The 19,499-nt window shown below is 50.2% G+C and carries 23 protein-coding genes; 18 read left to right on the top strand and 5 right to left on the bottom strand.

Going from position 1 to position 19,499, the window contains the following annotated elements:
- Positions 1-90: 90 nt before the first annotated feature.
- Genes rsmH through Q7P67_RS09260 form a run of 3 tightly spaced genes read right to left on the bottom strand, consistent with a single transcriptional unit; the run spans position 91 to position 1,658 of the window.
- Positions 91-1,017, bottom strand: coding sequence for a 16S rRNA (cytosine(1402)-N(4))-methyltransferase RsmH (gene rsmH / locus Q7P67_RS09270; RefSeq protein WP_303851684.1), 927 nt, complete (start codon positions 1,015-1,017; stop codon positions 91-93).
- Entirely contained in the window at positions 965-1,189 is a 225-nt protein-coding gene (locus Q7P67_RS09265; protein WP_303851683.1) for a hypothetical protein, read from the bottom strand. Before Q7P67_RS09265 ends, rsmH begins: the two co-directional genes overlap by 53 nt.
- Positions 1,190-1,211: 22 nt before the next feature.
- Positions 1,212-1,658, bottom strand: a complete 447-nt coding sequence (locus Q7P67_RS09260) for a division/cell wall cluster transcriptional repressor MraZ (RefSeq protein WP_303851682.1) — start codon at positions 1,656-1,658, stop codon at positions 1,212-1,214.
- 261 nt (positions 1,659-1,919) lie between these two features.
- On the opposite strand from Q7P67_RS09260, the gene Q7P67_RS09255 reads away from it, so the two are divergent.
- The 3 genes from Q7P67_RS09255 (at position 1,920) to ftsY (ending at position 4,852) form a co-directional block, all read left to right on the top strand.
- Positions 1,920-2,723, top strand: a complete 804-nt coding sequence (locus Q7P67_RS09255) for a hypothetical protein (RefSeq protein ID WP_303851681.1) — start codon at positions 1,920-1,922, stop codon at positions 2,721-2,723.
- Positions 2,704-3,747 carry a spore photoproduct lyase family protein gene (locus Q7P67_RS09250; protein WP_303851680.1) on the top strand — a complete coding sequence of 348 codons (1,044 nt, stop codon included), beginning with the start codon at positions 2,704-2,706 and terminating at the stop codon, positions 3,745-3,747. Before Q7P67_RS09255 ends, Q7P67_RS09250 begins: the two co-directional genes overlap by 20 nt.
- A 106-nt stretch (positions 3,748-3,853) precedes the next feature.
- Positions 3,854-4,852 (top strand): signal recognition particle-docking protein FtsY, encoded by a 999-nt coding sequence (gene ftsY, locus Q7P67_RS09245; RefSeq protein WP_303851679.1) that lies wholly within the window; start codon positions 3,854-3,856, stop codon positions 4,850-4,852.
- 89 nt (positions 4,853-4,941) lie between these two features.
- Here the strand turns inward: ftsY and Q7P67_RS09240 are convergent, their stop codons facing one another.
- Positions 4,942-5,193 carry a helix-turn-helix domain-containing protein gene (locus tag Q7P67_RS09240; RefSeq protein ID WP_303851678.1) on the bottom strand — a complete coding sequence of 84 codons (252 nt, stop codon included), beginning with the start codon at positions 5,191-5,193 and terminating at the stop codon, positions 4,942-4,944.
- Positions 5,194-5,302: 109 nt separating this feature from the next.
- Here Q7P67_RS09240 and Q7P67_RS09235 point away from each other — a divergent pair, with 109 nt between their 5' ends.
- Positions 5,303-5,662 (top strand): helix-turn-helix domain-containing protein, encoded by a 360-nt coding sequence (locus tag Q7P67_RS09235; RefSeq protein WP_303851677.1) that lies wholly within the window; start codon positions 5,303-5,305, stop codon positions 5,660-5,662.
- A 29-nt stretch (positions 5,663-5,691) separates the two neighbouring features.
- Positions 5,692-7,863: a S8 family peptidase gene (locus Q7P67_RS09230; RefSeq protein ID WP_303851676.1), complete on the top strand. Its 2,172-nt coding sequence runs from the start codon at positions 5,692-5,694 to the stop codon at positions 7,861-7,863.
- Between the two features lie 297 nt (positions 7,864-8,160).
- Here the strand turns inward: Q7P67_RS09230 and Q7P67_RS09225 are convergent, their stop codons facing one another.
- Positions 8,161-9,120: a lipopolysaccharide assembly protein LapB gene (locus tag Q7P67_RS09225; RefSeq protein WP_303851675.1), complete on the bottom strand. Its 960-nt coding sequence runs from the start codon at positions 9,118-9,120 to the stop codon at positions 8,161-8,163.
- Between the two features lie 152 nt (positions 9,121-9,272).
- Here Q7P67_RS09225 and Q7P67_RS09220 point away from each other — a divergent pair, with 152 nt between their 5' ends.
- Genes Q7P67_RS09220 through Q7P67_RS09160 form a run of 13 tightly spaced genes read left to right on the top strand, consistent with a single transcriptional unit; the run spans position 9,273 to position 19,488 of the window.
- Positions 9,273-9,959: a hypothetical protein gene (locus Q7P67_RS09220; protein ID WP_303851674.1), complete on the top strand. Its 687-nt coding sequence runs from the start codon at positions 9,273-9,275 to the stop codon at positions 9,957-9,959.
- A 9-nt stretch (positions 9,960-9,968) separates the two neighbouring features.
- Positions 9,969-10,331: a hypothetical protein gene (locus Q7P67_RS09215; protein ID WP_303851673.1), complete on the top strand. Its 363-nt coding sequence runs from the start codon at positions 9,969-9,971 to the stop codon at positions 10,329-10,331.
- Positions 10,332-10,340: 9 nt separating this feature from the next.
- The gene (locus Q7P67_RS09210) at positions 10,341-11,324 is read left to right on the top strand and encodes a major capsid protein (RefSeq protein WP_303851672.1); all 984 of its coding nucleotides are present in this window, start codon (positions 10,341-10,343) and stop codon (positions 11,322-11,324) included.
- 55 nt (positions 11,325-11,379) lie between these two features.
- Positions 11,380-11,751 carry a hypothetical protein gene (locus Q7P67_RS09205; protein WP_303851671.1) on the top strand — a complete coding sequence of 124 codons (372 nt, stop codon included), beginning with the start codon at positions 11,380-11,382 and terminating at the stop codon, positions 11,749-11,751.
- Positions 11,748-12,101 (top strand): hypothetical protein, encoded by a 354-nt coding sequence (locus Q7P67_RS09200; RefSeq protein WP_303851670.1) that lies wholly within the window; start codon positions 11,748-11,750, stop codon positions 12,099-12,101. Before Q7P67_RS09205 ends, Q7P67_RS09200 begins: the two co-directional genes overlap by 4 nt.
- Before the next feature lie 2 nt (positions 12,102-12,103).
- A complete protein-coding gene (locus Q7P67_RS09195) occupies positions 12,104-12,472 on the top strand; it encodes a hypothetical protein (RefSeq protein ID WP_303851669.1) in 369 nt (122 codons plus the stop codon).
- A 1-nt stretch (position 12,473) separates the two neighbouring features.
- Positions 12,474-13,424 carry a hypothetical protein gene (locus Q7P67_RS09190; protein WP_303851668.1) on the top strand — a complete coding sequence of 317 codons (951 nt, stop codon included), beginning with the start codon at positions 12,474-12,476 and terminating at the stop codon, positions 13,422-13,424.
- Complete coding sequence (locus tag Q7P67_RS09185; protein ID WP_303851667.1) at positions 13,424-14,593, top strand: hypothetical protein; 1,170 nt, start codon at positions 13,424-13,426, stop codon at positions 14,591-14,593. Before Q7P67_RS09190 ends, Q7P67_RS09185 begins: the two co-directional genes overlap by 1 nt.
- Before the next feature lies 1 nt (position 14,594).
- Positions 14,595-16,223, top strand: coding sequence for a hypothetical protein (locus tag Q7P67_RS09180; protein WP_303851666.1), 1,629 nt, complete (start codon positions 14,595-14,597; stop codon positions 16,221-16,223).
- On the top strand, positions 16,220-16,723 hold the full coding sequence (locus Q7P67_RS09175; RefSeq protein WP_303851665.1) for a hypothetical protein: 504 nt from the start codon (positions 16,220-16,222) through the stop codon (positions 16,721-16,723). Before Q7P67_RS09180 ends, Q7P67_RS09175 begins: the two co-directional genes overlap by 4 nt.
- The gene (locus Q7P67_RS09170; protein ID WP_303851664.1) at positions 16,716-17,435 is read left to right on the top strand and encodes a carboxypeptidase-like regulatory domain-containing protein; all 720 of its coding nucleotides are present in this window, start codon (positions 16,716-16,718) and stop codon (positions 17,433-17,435) included. The genes Q7P67_RS09175 and Q7P67_RS09170 overlap by 8 nt, the downstream gene beginning before the upstream one ends.
- A complete protein-coding gene (locus Q7P67_RS09165; RefSeq protein WP_303851663.1) occupies positions 17,435-18,406 on the top strand; it encodes a hypothetical protein in 972 nt (323 codons plus the stop codon). The genes Q7P67_RS09170 and Q7P67_RS09165 overlap by 1 nt, the downstream gene beginning before the upstream one ends.
- A 2-nt stretch (positions 18,407-18,408) precedes the next feature.
- A complete protein-coding gene (locus tag Q7P67_RS09160; RefSeq protein ID WP_303851662.1) occupies positions 18,409-19,488 on the top strand; it encodes a hypothetical protein in 1,080 nt (359 codons plus the stop codon).
- Positions 19,489-19,499 lie beyond the last annotated feature (11 nt).

Below are 19,499 nucleotides of genomic sequence, written 5' to 3'. Positions count from 1 at the left end.
AGTCAGGCAAAGCCTCGACTTCGCTCACACTTCAAACAATTTTTGCTGAAACCAGCTAAAATTGTTCTCCGTGAGGCACATCCTGTGCCTTTATACCCTCTCCGCTACGCGCATCTTTGCGCTGCGCGAAAGAGCGTTCATCTCTATCTCGTCTTCTTTCGGTGTCAGGGGTTTGCGGGTTATCTGGCGGAAGGTGCGCACCTTGCCGCATGTACAGACCGGCATCCCCGGCGGGCAGACGCACTCCTTTTCAAACTCGCGGAAATAGTCTTTGACCAGCCGGTCTTCCAGAGAATGAAACGAAATAAAAGCAGCCCTGCCGCCCTTGTCCATATATTTTTCCAGCTTGCCCAGCATCTTTTCGATGGCGTCAAGTTCTCCGTTAACGTAAATACGCAGTGCCTGAAAACTCTTAGTCGCCGGATGAACACCCGGTTTCTGAGCCTTTTTCGGCACAGCGGACGCGATAATATCCGCCAGTTGAACGGTGGTTTCTATCCTTTTGATAGCCCTTGCCGCAACAATAGCGGTTGCAATATTCCACGCGAAGTCGTCTTCGCCGTATTTTCTGATAAGGTTTGCCAGAGTCTCTCTGGAATAGCTGTTCACAACCTCGGCAGCCGTAAGCCTGTCTGCGGGGTTCATCCTCATATCCAGCGGTCCCTGACTGCGGAATGAAAATCCGCGTTCAGCCGTTTTAAGGTGAAACAGCGACACACCGAAATCAGCAAGAACAGAGGACACGCTTCGAATGCCCAGTTCGTCGAGAACCTGATCAAAGTCGGAAAAGTTGGAATGAATAACGGTAACGTTCGTGTGCTCCGCAAAGCGTTCCTTCAGCCGCACCACTGCGTCGGGATCCCGGTCAAGAACGATAAGCCGTCCTTTTGCCGATATCTCCTTCAGCATGGCAGCCGAATGTCCGCCGCCTCCGCCTGTCATATCCAGAGTTATCCCGTCCGGATCAACCGGCAGATACTTGAGCACCTCCCTTATCATTACCGGTACGTGCTTCATTTCCTCTTACCGCCCTTTGCGCCATGCCGAAATCAACCTCGACAAAGCTGCCTTTTTGCATAAATTCTCTGCACTGCACCGCTATGTCTTCGATTTCACGATAGTGCGGATCGAAAATCGAAAGATCGGTGCGGTTGTAAACCAGTTGGGTCAGCCGGGAAAAGATGTGCATTTATCCGCTCCTTGACCTGCCCTTATCTTATTTTGGAAGCGAACTTTTTGAACAGTTCGTCCTTTCTCTCCTCTGAGGCTTTTTCGCCCCAGACAACGGCAGGCCAAATTTCGAAATGGTTTCTGAAACCGTTTACGATACATTCGCCCTGGATGCCGTTACGCTGTCTCACTTCGGAAGTGATCTGTATACGTCCGTTTCCGTCTATGGCAAGCTCGTCCATGTCGGAATAAAGGTATCTCAGAAACTCCTGAAACTCGTCGTTGTCGGTGGATTCGGACTCCAACCGGGCTTCCTCTCTGTCCCATTCGGCAGAAGGGTACAGTCTCAGATGATCCCCCATGGACAACAGTGTAAGCTCGTCACTGCCATATTTGACCTTCAGTATCTCGCGGAACTTTGAAGGAACCGAGATACGTCCGGTGTCGCTGATTTTATGTTGGTACTGCCCTCTGAAACTTCCTGCCATTTTTGTGCCAATCTATACCTATTGATGACAATATCGTACAATTTATGCCAAAGTTAACAAAATATATTTCGCTAGTCAAGGGATATTGAAACTGCTCAAAATAGCATCACTACAGGCTTTCAGGCGATAAGGGATTGATATGTATGCGTATTCGGATATGGAGAAAATATGTGCATAAAAATATGTAAAAAAATTTTACTCACAGGGCTTATGGACAAGACCGTTTCTTTTCTGTAAAGTGCGTGCCACAGGTGAAAAAACATGGTTTGCGGAACAATTAAAACCGGCATAAAGCCGCTTAATATTCTCAGATGGACAGAGAACAGGGAAGAAGTTTCCGTTTTTCCGCCCGCAGTGGCGGATATTAATGGCGAATACTTCTTTATCAGCGGCTTTGAAGAGGCAGACGGCTATTATGTACTTGCGGCGCACTCCCTCGCCCACGCGCTGAATCTTTCCGTTTCTGTTCACGGCAGAATCAGCATGGTTGAACTTGCAAACATCTCACAAATATGCACTAAACTGTGCATCAATTACTCTGATATAAAAGTTTTCTCTGAATATAATATAAAGGGGCGGCAGAATTTTCAGACGCTGGAAGCTGTCGCGTCATATCCCGAACCGCTGAAAAAATATCTGCGGTCAAAGGACATACCGCTGAAAACTCTGGCGGTCTTCAATAAGCTGAACGACATATGCAAAGGGTATGTCGCAGATACCATCGCCGCAAAGGATATCTCTCTGGGTGATTTCAGAAATCTTGTGAACATCCTGTTCGACATGACGCCGCAGATAACACAGGAGCATCTTAGGGGCGACGTTGTTAAAAATCTCTCCGCAGAACGCGACAAAGCACGGCAGACGTTTATGGAAGGGTTCGGCAGACTCACGTCTGAACTGCCGGTGTCAATCAGTTCTCCTGACAGTTTCGAAACAGGCAGACTGACATTCAGCTTCACCGCAGGCACAGCAGAGGAAGCGGAACGCATACTGCGCTCAGTTGAATCAAAAACATCGACGATACAAAAAATATACGGATTTCTGGATGAGCAGGGTATATCTTAGCCGAAAAGCTGTAAACAGCATACCGGCACAGAGGGTTCTGAAAAACAAGGACGTGACACTTGTGGATTCAGCCTGCGAGGTGCCGGATGAGAAAACCAGCATCTACATAGCAGACGAGCACAACACCTTCGTTCACCGCTGTCCGGCGACGAAGATATACCGCTGCTGTGATTATCACGTCACCGATATATCCGAGGGCTGCCCGTTCGACTGCACCTACTGCATCCTGCAAAGCTACCTTAACCACGAATATATCAAAGTTTACTCAGACTTCGAAAACGTCAGACGTGAAATCCAAAATATGCCGAAAGACAGGTTTTTCAGGCTGGGCACAGGTGAACTCACCGACAGCCTTGCTCTCGACCATATATTCAATTTCAGCGGCTACATAGCCGACATAATAAACAGGTCGGACAACATTCTGTTCGAGTTCAAGACAAAATCCGCAAACGTCTCTAACCTTTTAAACTGCAACCCAAAAAACCTCATGGTTTCATGGAGTATGAACCCGCCAGCCATCATGGAGGCGGAGGAACACGGCACCTCTCGTATTCAGGACAGACTGAAAGCCGCCGCAGACTGCGCCGCCCACGGGCTTGGGATAGGATTTCATTATGACCCGCTGATATACTCAGCCGATTTTGAAAAAGACTACGCAAAGGTCATAGAAGAGATGTGCAGTTCCGTGCCGGAATCGTCCGTAAATTACATAAGCGTATCGACTTTCCGGTTCATGCCGGAGCTTCTGGACATAGTGCGCGGTAAGTTTGAAAGTTCTCTGCTGCTTCAGGGCAGTTATGTGAAATCTCTGGACGGGAAGATGCGTTATTTCAAATCCCAGCGGGTTTACATGCTGGATTTCTTTGTCCGCGAGGTACGGAAATACTGGAAAAACGTATTCATATATTTCTGCATGGAACACGAAACGGTGTGGGAAAGGGTATTCGGTTTCGACCCCGGCGAACGCGAGGAATTCGAAAAATACTTTCCATGCTCAAAATATTCACAAATAAAAATAAGATGATGCCAAAAAGGCAGAACTATGGAACGGGACTGGTAAAAAAGGACACTACCACTTGTATTAATCTATATTTCCGCATATAATACATAGCTTTAAGATTGGAGGCGTAATGGGATTTTTCAGCATATTCAAAAAATCGGAAAAAACTGAACCTGAAAAGCAGGGACAACAGGAATCCTCTGAATCCTCCGCGGGCTTTTTTCAGAAACTCAAACAGGGACTTTCAAAAACCTCCGGCAAGCTCGTCGGCGGTATGGAAAACATCTTCCTCGGCAGAAAAGAGATAGACGACGACCTTCTGGAAGAGCTTGAAGAGCTGTTCATAACATCAGACATCGGTGTCGAAACCACTATGAAGATAATCGATTCCGTTCGCGACCAGGTTGACAGAAAAACACTTAAAAATCCCGAAGATCTGAAAAATGCACTAAAAGAACAAATATTCAATATTCTGAATATAGATAACAGCCTAGTGCAGACAGCAGACCGTCCCTATGTTATGATGGTGGTTGGCGTAAACGGAACAGGCAAAACCACAAGCATTGCCAAAATGGCTAAAATGTTTAAGGAACAAGGACTTAAAACCTGTCTGGCGGCAGGAGACACCTTCCGTGCAGCAGCGATAGACCAGTTGTGTGTATGGGCGGACAGGGTGGATGTACCCGTAGTCAAGCAATCAGCAGGAAGCGACAGCGCCGCCGTTATATTCGACGCTATCCAATCCTGCAAGGCTAAAAACTTTGATGTGCTGATATGCGACACAGCGGGCAGGCTCCAAACCAAAGTTAACCTTATGAAAGAGCTTGAAAAAATTGTCCGTGTGGCAAAAAAGGAACTCCCGGACGCCCCTCATGAGGTACTTCTCGTTCTCGACGCCACCAGCGGGCAGAACGCACTTTCTCAGGCGCTTAAATTCCACGAAGACGTCGGACTCACAGGTCTTGTTCTCACAAAACTGGACGGAACCGCAAAGGGCGGAGCCATCATAGGTATAGTGGACGAACTCAGGGTTCCTGTTAAGTTCATCGGTTTCGGCGAAGGCATAGACGACCTGAAGCCCTTCGACGCTCAAAACTTTGTTGAAGCTCTGTTTGACACTAACAGGTAACCTGAAATAAGATTTCTTCGCTGCACTCCTAAAGACCGTTCGTCTTCGCAAAGAGTGTAACGACGACGAGATCTCTTTTTTAATATTATTCAGTCGATATTCATGCAGTTTCTTGACTGAAGAAACTCCTCAAGGCTCTCTTTCGGAACGCGCCATCTCCCGCGCCCTTCAAGATTCGTGTTCCATGCGATGAGCTTTGCCTCCTTTATCCAGCGCCTCACCGTTATGTGGCTTACCTGAAGCATCTTGGCAACCTGATATATTGTCAGGTTTTTCGAAACAACCTTCGCCATCTGTTTCGTTATACTTTCCTCTTCCCAAACTTTACAGGACGCCGCCATTTCACCCTCCGTAACATATATAATTTGTATCTATATACACATATTGACTGTATTTTTCAACAAATATTTTCTGTTTGAACCTGACATAAATAATCTGTATAAGTTAGATATGAATATAGGCGACAAACTCAAAGAACTCCGTAAGGAACTGAAAATAAACCAGAAAGAGCTGGGCAATCTTCTTAACGTAACCCAGCAGGTAATCAGCCACTACGAATGTACCGGAAACATTGATGCTGCAAAACTTGCCGTTATAGCAAACAGATACAACATAGATATCAGATATTTTTTTAATGAACAGCCCATGTCATATTACAAAACCGCAACTCTACACGCAAACAGCGCACAGGGTCCGGACATACCCGCAGGCTGGCATGAGCTTCTGGAAGATATCTCCGATCTTGATTTCGACAAGATACGATTCATCGAAACGGTCATCCGAGCCTTGCTGAAAGAATTTTCAAGCTGACCGGTCTATTACGGGGAGGTATCGGCCCTATGACAGTCAGCGGCTGTTATCCGTTCATTCTGCGTTTTTCCAGATCGATGCACAGACCAAACCCAAGAATAGCAAGAGGCGGGTCGCCGCGAACCTCCTGCCGCGGACTTCCGGACAGAAAGCAGATCGCCGGTTCTCTTGAGACCGGATTCGGATTTTACAAAAAATTTGAATACAACCGCTCCCTTCCGGTTTTCAACATCATTAACCTAAGACAGGACTCACTTTCTAAATCTCTGCGATACCATTTCTTTTCTGCAACAGGCATCCGCCCGGCAGCAAGTCTTTCGTTATCCGATATCGTTTTCTCAATTAATGACGCAACCGATCTTGCAAAGTTGAACAGACACATACTTTACGGGCGCGGAAAGGATTTTCTCGCCTCTTTCAGCCACATAGAGACTATACGCACTTTTATGCCCTATGAGAAGATAACTCTGAGCAGCCCTTTTGAAACGGGCTTTTCAGATATGAAGGCCGACGAAAGTATCTATATCCATACCCTGCCAGGCGGAGGCAGGGACAGCCTCATAGGTTTTCTGAAAAACGAGACCTCCGCATACACGGCAAAGGTCATAGATATCGGCGGATATCAAATCATCCAGACCCGCATACCGGATATTAAGGCGAAGCTGGACACAATAGCGACCCATAGCCTTGTGCGGTCGGTTTCTCCCGCATCGTGTCTTTTGCTGAAAGAGGATTATATCAGACATGAAAATCTTCCTCTTGAGTGTGTGAAGCCCCGCGAAACAGACAGAATATATCCGCGGGCAGCGGTTGTGGATTCCGGTGTTGCACAAAACTCTTTCCTGCGTGAATGGGAACTGGACACAGTCAGTTTCTGCCATGAAGATGAAAGAGACCCCAAACACGGAACTTTTGTGACGGGCAGGCTGCTTACTGAGGGTGACAGCTTCGGAGGCATCGTCTATCTGAATGCAGAGATACTTCCGGCAGGGGGCGGGATACAGCTTTCTGATTTCAGCCAGAGGATGGAAAAACTGCTTAAAATGTACCATAGGATAGTAAAAATATACAATATTTCCCTTGGCTCCAACGAGCAGTCGGACATGGAAAGGTTTTCCGCGGCTGCTCATGTGCTTGACACTCTTCAGGAGCGTTACGACGTGCTTTTTGTCATTTCCGGCGGCAACTATGACAGGCTGCGCGATCCTTCTGGATCAGCAGCGGAAAACGACCGCATTGTATCTCCGGCAGAGAGCGTACATTCGCTTACAGTAGGCTCCATCACCCATAAAGACACCAACGTGCAGCCCCGACACTCCCCTTCGCTCTTCACACGCCGCGGTCCGTCCACAGGGGGATTTATCAAACCGGAAATATGCGCCTATGGAGGGGCACACGAAAAACGCATGGGCAGACTATATCCTGTTGGTGTGTTCTCAATAGGAACCCGCAATGAACTGGCTGAAGATTCAGGCACGTCCCACGCAGTTCCAATGGCGGCAGCGCTCGCGGCAAAAATTTTCCACAGATATTCACACGCGTTTCAGAGCCCTGATATGACAAAGGCAATAATTCTCCACTACACCCGCCTGAGGACCCGCCGTGCACCGGATCCTTACACAGGTTACGGCATAATAACGGATGACTGTGATGATTTTGAAAACATTCCCGGCAGCGCAGTCTATCTCCATGAGGGCACCGTACTCCACGGCAGTATAAGCGAGGTGGAGGGTATCCCCGTACCAAAGTCCATGTGCGGAAAAACAGCCGGAAGCATAGAAATGACGCTGGTATATAAAACACCAACAGACCTGAACTTTCCACACTACTACTGCTGCACTAACCTTGAACTGTCGCTTGGGTATTACAGAAACGGCACTTGGAAGGCACTTGTTACGTCAAAAAACCTGCTGACCCTGCCGGATGAAGCAGGAAAACGACAGCTTCCCAAGGAGGTTTTAAAGTGGAATCCTGTTAAGCTGTACGAAACAAGGCTGAAGAGCGTTTGGCTGCCCCGTCAACTGGTATTGAGAATCACTCCTTCTAAACGCGACTTTTACACCGGAAATAAGGAAACGAGATACGCAATTGTTCTATCTTTCACTCATGAAAGGGAAAATCTATTTAATGAAATGTACCTTCATTACAATGAATACGACGGACTGCTTGAGCCTGCATCAAAAATGTGGAAAACCTGTTGAAAACTTTGTCATAAAAAAACCTGATTTATCAGCACACTTTCCACATAATTCCACAAACCACTGATATTACGAACAATCACACGAACTCCCCGAATTTTAGGCATTTAGGCTGTCAAGCATTTTTTTATCAACAAATTTGTGGAATAACTGTTGAAAGATTTATATAAACCCTTTGTCAGTGGAGTTCTTACATAGAGTGACAGTTTTTTGACCATCAGATAATGCGTAAAATTTTTTTACATCACGCATTTTAAAAACAGAGGGGCGTACGCAGGCTGCGCACGCCCTAAATTATTGCTACCAGCTATTTATGGTTCTTTTCTCTTCATACGCTTTCTGGTATACCCGCATATCGTCCTGCTTAACAAAATCTTTCTCGGAATCTACGGCTTTTTTCAAAATATCTGCCGCCTTTTCAAAATCTCCTGTTTCGGCATATGCCGCAGCAAGTGTCATGGCATTGTCGGAAGTTCCGTCGGCTGAATAAAGCTCCTGCGCAAGCTCAACAGCTTTTCCGCCGTCTCTGTATATTGAAACGGGGCAGGTAGCGTATACCATGGCAAGCTCTCTCTTCGCCTCTGTGAACGAGGGTTTCAGCTCAATTGCCCTGCGGTAGTCCGCAATCGCCTGATTCGCGTCTCTGGTTTTGTAAAACAGTTTGCCACGTAGAAAATAAAGCGAAGCGTCGTCCGGAAGTGCTGAAACGGCTCTGTGTGCATACACTTTAGCCATGTTATAATCTGCGGTCTTGTAGTATATCTCCGCCATGGATTTATCAAGCTCCGCCGATATCTCTGTATGGCTGCGCGCCTTGTCGATATCTTTCAGAGCCTCTTTATATTTTCCAAGCTCAATATATGCCTTGGCGCGCTCGGAATATGCCAGATATGCCTTCTCACCGCCAAGCTGTATAACGGATGAAAAATCATAAGCCGCGTCCGGATAAAAGCCCAGCTTCATGTATGCCCGTCCCCTCTTCATGTGAACGTCCGTCGCCTCCTTATTCCTCAGAGAGCTTGTATAGTCGTTAACAGCGTTTCCGTACTCCCCATATGCGAAATAAAGGTCGCCGCGCCCTTCGTAATAAAAGTGCGAATGTACGCTCTTTCTCACTGTGGATTCATATTTTTTCACAGCCGAATCGGCGTCAGGCATATTTTTAAGCTGTGCCGCGGTATCAAGGTAAACGGCGGAATTGTCAGCCGCGCAGGCGGTGAAAATTGCCATACATATCAGCAGAAAGCCCTTTCTAAGCATCTGTGCGTCCCCTTTTGGTTTTTCTAAAGGATAGCCTCTATTCAAATATATTGAAAGAGGATTTTATACAAATTTCATTTGTCTTATTTAAACATATACAACAAACAAATCCTGTATTATTTGCCAATCCGAAAAGACAAGGAGGCGGAAATATGAAACTGGAACTTGCCAGAGCGGGGAATCACAACGGAGTGGTCATCACACCGGAGGACATTCTCAGTATGGCTGAAAACTTTACGCCGCAGGTACCTGTGACCATAGGGCACGAGTCGGACGACAGTATGCCTGCGTTCGGCTGGGTAACTTCTGTGGAGGCTTCCGCAGACGGCAGCGTGCTTCTGGGCGAGATAGAGCTTGGGGCGGAGCTGGCGGAAGCGTTTGCCGAGGGCAGATACAAAAACTGGAGCATCGGTGCGGCGCGCAAAGAGGACGACAGCCTCTATCTGCACCATGTGGCGTTTCTCGGTGCGGTGCCCCCCATGATCAAAGACCTGAAAATCATCAGTATGGGCGACAGAACGAAAATAATAACATTTTCACCCGTCAACTGCGGATTCGTACTCTCCGACAGCGAAATGAGCGAATTTTCGAGGCTGAAGACAATGAACCTCGAACAGAAACTGAACAGGCTGAAAGAGGCTGCGGCGGGCAAACTCCCCGCGTCGGCTTATCAGGCGCTCATAGGCTTTGCAGACAAGCTGGAGCGCGAAAATCCGTTAATTCAGGCATCCGACACCCTCGCCGGTATCTTCGGCACGGTAAAGAACCCCGTTGCGCAGGGCACCCACGGGCTTAAAGCCTCCGGCACGCCAGCGGCATCAATATTCTCGAAAATATAAGGAGGAAACATGGCAACAGTTAACGGAGTGGTGGGCACACAGACCATCACCGGAAAAACGGTTACGGACGGCAGGCACCCTGCCGTTATCCGCATCATGGAATTTGCGTCAGACGCAGGCACTATCAGGGCGGGCGAAATAATCGCCCTGAACGCATCAGGAATGGCTGTGAGCTTTAACCCCGCTGCATCAGACAGCACAAAAACGCCCGTGGGCGTCTGTACTGAGGACATCGACACCTCTGTAAACACAGCAGGAAGCGTGGCAGTGCACGGCACAGTAATGAAAAAAAGCCTTCTGACACAGGGAGCGGCATCATCCGCCGCACACATAACTTCCCTTGAGACAAACGCACCCGTCTGGGTTTTCTAAGGAGAGAACATGATACAGCTTGACCTCGGTAAATATTTCACAACCGATTCCATCGTCCGCTCACTAACGTCCATGCCGGAACTGAAATCCCCCGTCATGGACAACGTATACCCCGAAGCGAAGAGACGCAGCCATCCGCTGCCCACTGTCTCTGTGACAGACCTTCAGCAGCCCGTCACCAACATAGCCGTAACCCGCAGAGGCGGCGACCCCATACCCGTTTATGAGGAGAACGGCAGCATAACACATATCGAACCCCAGCCCTTCCGCCCGTCCGAAAGGCTCAACGGCGTTGACGTTAACAACCTGAAACTCCTCGACGAATCGGGCATACAGCTCCTCGTGAACAACAAGATAGACCGTCTGCGCAGGATAGTCAGAGCCTCAACCGAGGCTATGGCGGCGCAGTCGCTCAAAGGCAGCATAGCCTATCCAATGCACATGGACGGCGGGCTTGCAACATACGGCGTTGACTTCGGCACAACCCTCTCCCACACGCCTGAGGAGACGTGGAGCGAGTCGTCAATCAGCCTTGACGATATCCTCGCCGACCTCATCGGTATGGAGGCGCAGATACAGAACAACAGCCACTACGGCTCCGACATCCGCTTCTGGGCGGGTCAGGGCGCGTTCATGGCGCTTGCCAAAGTTGTTCAGGACATCGGCAACTCATCTCTCACCGCTGTTATTGATTCAAAAACCATCAACATCGCAGGTTTCCGCGTGGAGCTTATGAACAGTTCATACACTGACCTTGCCACAGGCTCGCAGGTTAAGGTTGTGGACAGCGGAAAGCTCATGGCGTTCGCTGCGGACGCTCCATTTGAAATGGTTTACAGCGTAATCGACGATCTGGACAGCAACCTCACGGCTATGCCCTTTTTCGTTAAACAGGTGCGCGATGCGCGTTCATCCAGCATAGAGATAATCGCGGAGAGCAAACCCCTCCCCGTGCCTTTCACAAAAGGTATCTGCTGGGCGACTGTGCTTTAACAGACTTTCGGGCGGGGGAGCACCTCCGCCCTGCCTTCAGATAAAGGAGCAACGTATGGAACTCATTGAAATTGAAGATATTCAGGAACTCATGCGGGAAGAGGAGTACCTCGCCATATGTCAGGGGGATGACTCTGTTGCGCAGGAAGCGCTGGAGAACGCCCGCATATACGTTCAGGCGGTGGCGGACAGCTACGGGCTGGACTATGACGAATCGGATGCCGTTCTGCGCCTCGCTGTTAAAAAACGCACTCTGGCGGAGCTTTACATATATGCGGCTGAATGGACAACGGCTGAACAGTATAAAACTGAGACCTCACAGCTTCTGGCTCCGCTGGCTCCCGTCTCGTCAGCATCCGGCGAACTGCCCAAAAAAGCCGCCGGATACACCGAAAGCGGACGTACAGACTGGCAGGGATACAGATGAGGACGGCTGAACAGCTCACACTCGACACAGTGCTGGCGCTTGAGAACTGCGGAGTCTTTACCCGTGTTCTGCTGAAAGACGGCAGCACGGAGGTTATGACCGGAAAAGAACCGCTGGCGGCTGTCGCCTACGCCGGATTTGAAACGGCGGACGACAACGGGGTCAGGGTGACACAGCACAATATCAGGGTCTACGTCCGCCTTCTGTCGGTTGGCAAAGCGGATATGACCCCGTTTCACACTGCGGTCAGCGCTCTTAACGCAACAATGCCACACAGCCTTTCAAGCGGTATACAGACCACTGACACACGCACAATGACCTTTGTCATCGAGTGCGGATACAGGTGCTGAAAATGATAACAATCGCAGGAATAACACTGCCCCAAACGGCGGTATGGACCAACGAAACTGAATACGGACTGCCTGAAACCACTGCCGAGACAGACCTTTCAGGCACAGAGATAATATACGCGGGCAAACCGGCCGGAACCATAGAAATTTACATCCCCGCTACCGAAAGCGGCATGAAGCGGGAGGACGTGCTGCTGCTCTGCCGCGCGGCTGCTGCTGCGGCACCCGTTCATGCGGACATAAACGGAAAACAGCTCTCCGTCATTTTCATACATGACAGCAGCGCAATACAGCTTAAACCGCTGAATGCCAAACAAATTCAGGCGGACACGGACGTATACAGCGGCACAATACGACTTTTGGAGGTTTAAGATGAACCAGAGCGACATCAGCATCATAAGAAGCGTAAGCATCACCGACACTGAACAGAACGGAGGCAGACCCGATTTTGCATCGACGGTGGTTTCCGGCGTGAAATTCAATCTTTTCCCCCGCGTCACCTCCGCCGAACGTGAAACCGGAATCACCCGATACCGCAAGGCGTTCATCGCCAACTCAAACGTGAACGGCGAAACGGCTTATTCGGCGTGTGTCTGCATCGGCACCCCCGGAAACGGTCAGGACAGATTCTACATCGCCCCCGCCGAAATCGACGACACACAGGCGCATCTGCCCTCTGAATGGACTGGATGCGGAAAGCTCACCCAGAGCGCAACGGCGGGGGATTCATCAATCAATCTGCTGTTCAAATCATCCGACTATTCAATTCCGCAGGGCGCTCTGCTGCTCATACAGGACGATGAGAAATCGTGTAACATCCGCGTGGCATCCGTTTCAAAGAACGTAAACACGGCGGCTGTCACCCTTGAAGGGCAGCTCCCCTATTCCTTTGAAACGGATGAAACCTACTGCGGAGTGATGCTTGAGCTCGGCGACCTTAAGCCTGTGCTGGAAAGTTCATCGCTGAACAGTCTCACAGGGGTGTTCGACCACAGTCTCGTGGTGCTTTCAAACGGCGGCACGGAATACGACACGTTTTCGCTGACCTTCACATCCGCTCTCTCCTTTTCATCTGCGGGACTCTATGCCGGTGCGCTCCCTTCGGGACAGACCACCGCACAGTACGCACCCGTGAACCCCAAAACCGGAAGACCCTATTTCACCATTCCGGCGGAAGCATGGTCGGGAACTTTTGAGGCGGGCAACAGCCTGACTCTGGTCACGCTTCCTTCGGCAAAGGGGTTCTGGCTGAAAGAGGTTGTACCCGCAGGATGCCCCCATGAACCAGACAACAGAATAACTCTCGACTGGCAGATAGACTGATGAACAGATTCGCCAACTTCGCACGCTCCCGTCTTGCCGCATATCTCCCCGCAGACGGCAACGAGCTCACTGTTGAGGACACATCCGTATTCCCGGAAGGCAGTTTCACCGCGGTAATATGGGGAAAAGGATTCGCCTCCCCAGCGGACGATGCAAACCGCGAAATTGTGCTGGCAACCAGAACGGAAGAGACCATAACCGCTGAACGGGGAAGGGAGAGCACCGCGGCAAAGGACTGGAACACCGGAAGCCTCATCGCCAACGTCGTTACGGCGGAACTTCTGAACAGCGTATCCGCTTCCGTCTCCCCGCTGAGGGTCATAGCAAATGACGGCAGCAGCATAGACCCCTCAGATACTGTGGTGGCGTTCTCTTTCGGGGAACAGACCTCCCCTATGGTCTGTACACTTCCGGAGGCTGCACTTTTCCGCGGAAACATGCTGACGCTCATCAACTGCGGAAGCACCTTCATGCAGTATGTGATTCTGAACGCTGCGGAAAACGATGTCATAGGAATAAACGGAGCGGTGAGCATAACCCTCGGAAGCTCGTGCACGATACGCCTCACTGTGGCAGACGCCATATGGCGAGTCATCGGTACCGGACTGTTCTCTCCGCACTCAACACAGACGGTATTCTCCAGCGGTCCGCTCAACTCGCTGGGCACAATCGCATACGCCGACGCGTCCATGTATCCTCTCTATCTTTACATTCAGGAAAATCCCGCCATGGCTGGCGTTCCGTCCATACTGATGAAAGCGGACGACACGGATAACAGGGTATCGATCTACAGCCAAACGGGAGACCAGTTTGCGGAACTGAAAAACTTCGGCGACGCGGTATGGTTCATGCAGACCGGATCCGGCGGCATTGTAAAGCTCTCCACAGGCGGCAGCTCTTCCAGCGGGGGATATGTAAAGATATCAGGCTATTACAGTTTTGAAAACGGTATCTCAAGCATACTCGCCGACACCGCCTACGGGTATGCATACATAGACCTCGGTTCGCCTGCGGATCATCAGGGTCAGTCTGTAACGGTTATCCGCACCGACGCAACTATAGATCCGGTACAGATAAGTAAGGACGAGGTGTCTGACTATCTACTGAGCAGCGAAGGAGAATCGGCAACCTTCATATGCAGCGGTACGGCATGGTACAGGACGGCATAGCATGGACGTTTGCGCCGGAGAATACACAGCGGCGGGCTTTGCGCCTGCAAACGCGGAATGCGGCGTTTCGGTGCTCGCCGCGCCCTTCACCATAGCAGGAGGAACATCTTTTATGACAACAGGTATATCCGACGGTTCCGCCGTCATATCGGCATCACTCGGCATTTCGGAATCGGTTGTCCTCATTACATCCATGCCGCCCGCATCCGCCGGACAGTGGGAAATATCGCTGAGCCTGTCCGCAATGGACGGTTCGTTCACAGCCATTGAAACGGTCAACTGCCTTGCAGCCGAAGGACGTTTCACTCTTCCTGTTCAATCCGGTCAGAATCTAAGCGGCGTGTGCACAATAAGGAACACCCTTGGCGACTCCGGTTACTCCGGCGAGGCTGAGATATACGCACCTCTGCTTCTGACAGGCTTTACAGGTAGTCTGGCGCTTTCAACCCCTTCCCTCACAGGACTGGTTTCAGCCGACACTGTTCAGCTTTTCACAGACGGCATAGACTGCACTGAATATCTGTCAGAGATGAATATCTCCCTATTTGGCATCCCTGAGGCGACTGTCTCTCTGTCTGTGCTGATAAAGAGCGCAAAAACCTTTTCCTCAGTTATCAACGGAGTAACCTACCAGTTTGATGTTACATCTGTTTCCGCATCCGACGGAAAAACTGTTCTTGGCGGCACTATGCCGGAACCGGAGGGTTCGTTCAGCGCGGATGTCATATGTCGAGCTTCTGAGGCAGCGGCGGAACTTTCCGGAAAGATAATCTGGGCAGCGCGGGATTTTGTCGCCTCCGTAAAGGGCACTTTCACCCATATGTCGCTGGCGCAGTATCTGGCAGACAGCGCCGGACTTTCCGTGCGGCTCCTGCCCGACGGTTATATAGTCGTTTCCGGCAGCGGAACCGATGTCAGCCTCGCTCCTTCAGGGGTATTCTCACGCACATTCGACAGAAATGAACAGAAATATAGTGTGATAACAGTGAATTACGGCTCATACGAATCAAATTACGTCCATATTTCCGCGCCTTCGCAGGCGGAAACAGGAGAGGCGGCACAGATAAGGCTTTATCACACCGGAAACGCCATTCTGACAAGTGATTCAGAGTATCTTACCCTGCTTGTGCGCAATGTGACAGAGACTGTGACGGAGGATATTCTTTTTAAAAACGGCAAGGGTGCTCTTTCAGTTCCGGCAAAGACCATACTTACGCCTGAAGTGACTGCCGACGGTAAAAATGCAGTCTGCGGAAATCTTAACGGCTTTAAAGCTGTTTCCTATACAGCGGTTTACGACCTTTACAGCATTACGGAAGCCGCTGACACAAAAAGATATATCACAGCCTCAGCCGGCAGTGCCGTTGTTCTTCTCTTCTCTGAAGGGAGCCAGAGCCTCACTTTCAGCGCACCCGCTCTATGTGACAGGGTTTCGGCACTCAGACTTGCGCACAGTCTGGCGGACACCACAGACAGAATAGCACTTGAAACGACGCACATGGATGGACTTTGCACTCCGGCAGGACTGTTGTTTAAAAGCAGATTCGGTTCCGGAAGGCTTGTCTCTGCCGTCATAAAGGCTTCAGGCAGCCCGCTCGCAGTAAAAAATATAATCGAGGTACAGCCATGACAGATACAACCATAAGTTTCGTGACCTCATCCAAAGGCTCGAAAATACTGATAAGTCCCGACACGGACAGAAACACCGACGAATACGGCAAAACCAAGTCAACCTTCGCATACGGCGAAACGGCGTATTTCCGCGTATATGCCGAACATCCTGACAGGACGGCTGTGTTCGCATCCGATGGTATTCTCACCTCCATGGGCATTTTTACGGAGGAAATTACGGATGAAACCGCAGTATTTCTTGAAAGTGCCGCTGCTGACACGGACAAACCCGTGGCGACGGTCAGCGGCTTTGAATGGCTCGGCAACTCACTCGGCGAAATCACCAGAAAAAGTACCTATTCCGTTCAGTGCGCGGCTGAACCGAAACCGTCGCAGGGACAATTCGGCACGGCGCTTATCAGCTATCGCACCTCATACGCCCTTTTCGGCATCACCCTTCCGCTTCGCAACAGGGAAAGCTATCCGGTGCTGGTGTATGCGGAGGCGATCAATGGCTGATGCTGATTTCACATTCAAAAAGACTTCGGACACGGACATCTTTCGCTTTATCCTCGAACCGGAGGAGAACAACGGCACCACAGTTTTTGCATCTGGCGGAACTGCACGGCTTAAACTCTTTCCAGGCGGGATGAATCCATCACTTTCGGTCACATGCGGCAGTGCCTCATTTTACGGGACGGCATACAGACAGACCGTTACCGAGTTTGTCGTGTTCAAGGACAGCAGAAAGGCTTCCGCGTCTTTCCCCGTGGAAAAGATCCTGTCCGCAGTATGGCAGGGGAGGCAGGCAGGAAGTCCGGTATTCTCCGAAAGCTCGGTGATACTGAAAGAAAATACTACAGCGGTTCTGCGTATCGAATACGAAACCGTGTACGACCTTGTGGATGTAACCTGTCCCGATCCGGTCTTCTGTCTCATTTCCGCGGAAAAGGACGGGCGCGGCGGTATATTTGCACTGGATTTCACCGACGACCTCGCAGGAACCTACAACCGGACAGTCATACTCACCGTGCGGGACGCCTGCACAAAAAAGAAGCTGGAAGATGCACACGTCTATCTGAACGGAAAATACGCAGGCAAAAGCGACAGTGAGGGCAGAGTTCGCCTTGGCAGCATGAAGAGCGGCACATACAGCCTCCTTGTGGAGAAAGACGGATATAAACGGACGGATGCGGACAACATCTGCAACGACATTTTCACGGTGTCCTGATGGCACGCTACGTTACGGAAGAATACTCATCAGTCGGAGTATGGCTCTGCCCCGCAGAATACAATCCATCGGGCATGTGCTACCCCGACAGGTGCGTTTCGACATACATATCAACCAATGTTGTTAACGATACTCCTCCTGTTTCGGACTGGCTCTCCATAGGTTTTGAAACCCTCTCCATCAACGCGTATCTGGTCGAGGAGGACGGCGGCGAATACGTCGTAAACCTGTTTCTGCTGCCGACCGGCAAAACGGAGAAGGAGTTCACCCCGCCCTGCGCAGACTACACGGATGCGGATGTCGATTCGCCGTGGGAAAGAAGCGGTAACAGCATCACCGCATATCTGCCGGAGATAAATACATGCGGGGTAACGGCGCTTGTCTCCTATTACAGCGCGGCGGGCATGGGCACGTCCACCGTAAACCCAACAGGCGGGATAACCTCCGCCTTTCCCGAATACACCCACAACAGGGACGGGAATATTCCGCTGTCAACAACACTCACCGGAACACTCCTTATACCCGGTCGCACCGTATCCGTGTTTTTCAGGATGTACGACCTGCCGGAGGAATACTATCTGGGTTCATGCGCCTTTCAGACGGATATCTTCACCGGAGCGCTCCTTCTGGGCTGCGGGATAACGGTTAGAAAAAAGGTATACCGCGATAAAAACGATCCGGACAAAGGCTACTCATACGAGTATGTCCCCATAAAAGGCGGCATAGGCAGCAGCCTGAAGGAAGAATGGCTGTTCGACAGAAACCTGCGCTGGTGCGTTGAATATTACGGAAAACGATACTGGCTTAAATCTGTTTATCCCTGCAGAACGGCCGTCGGGAGTTTCGTTGCAGTGGCAAAGAGCTTTTCACTTCCGAGAGTGCCGGACGCTGACATCTCAAATCTGAACACCAAAAGAACACTTTCCGAATCGGGAGACTTCATTGTGCCCGAAATCTTCTACGGCGGCTGAATATGAACGCAATATACTCACAGAACGCACTCGATCCCACATGGAAAATTTCATACGCAGAAGGACGCGTGGTCAAAGCCGACCACACCGCGGACAGAATCACTGTGTCCGTTAACGGAGAAACCCTTTCCGACCTGCCTATAGTCTACGAATCGGCAGACGGCAGACCGTCATCATATGCGTTTTCGAACAACGATTCCGTTGTCGTCAGACTATATGAAGGCGTGCCTTCGCACATCATAGGTTTCAAAGAAGGACTATGGCCCTTTGTTCCAATGCCTGCGGATACCTATGAAACCGCCACAGGAATGATGTCCTCAGGGCTCTTCACACAGACGGGATACATCCGCTCCGAAAAGACATTATTCAAAGAAATATACCGTCTCATGCCGCGCAACTCATGCGACATAACACAAACCAACTATATCGACCAGCCTGTGCCCGCAGACATGACCGGACAGCTTTACGCCGTTCAGCAGCACAGAACAACAAACGTCTATTCGCGCCTAACCCGCATGTACTACGGCGATGAGCTGATTTATGAAACATATAACGAAGAGACGTTTTCAGGCGTCTTCAACGGTACCCGCTCAAACATCATCGGCGCATACAAGGATCCAGTGAGCGAAGAGGCGTTCGTCATTTACCAGATAAACACCTTCACAGACTGGCTGCCGAGAACTTCCGGCAGGGTGGATTTCGATTTTTACGTCTATTCGTCTCTGGGAGTGCATCAGAAGCTGGCGAGCGCCTACAGTACGATAACAGGCGCATCGTCCCCCGTATACGGAGAATGTTTCAACTATTACGCAAACGGCTTCTACTCTGAAGATGAAACAGATACCAGCATATTCATCTGCGGATTTTATATCTGCTCCGTAGCACCTTTCACCGCTTCCAACAACACCAATGTAGTTGCACCCTCATCAACCCTGCAATACGTCCGGTTCATCCATTCGTGGTCGCCGGAAGGTTATGACACGGCTCTCACCGTTATTCCATGCGCAGAGGACGGTACAATCGAACTTTCCGGAGGCGAATACGCCGAACCGGATCTGAACCTTTACTTCAAAAAAAGATAAAACAAGGAGGA

It is taken from the genome of Seleniivibrio woodruffii, assembly GCF_029267515.1.
In the GTDB taxonomy this organism is placed as follows: Bacteria; Chrysiogenota; Deferribacteres; order Deferribacterales; family Geovibrionaceae; genus Seleniivibrio; species Seleniivibrio woodruffii_A.
The sequence above is the reverse complement of the archived record's forward strand: the minus strand, read 5'-3'. Positions and strand labels throughout refer to the sequence as shown.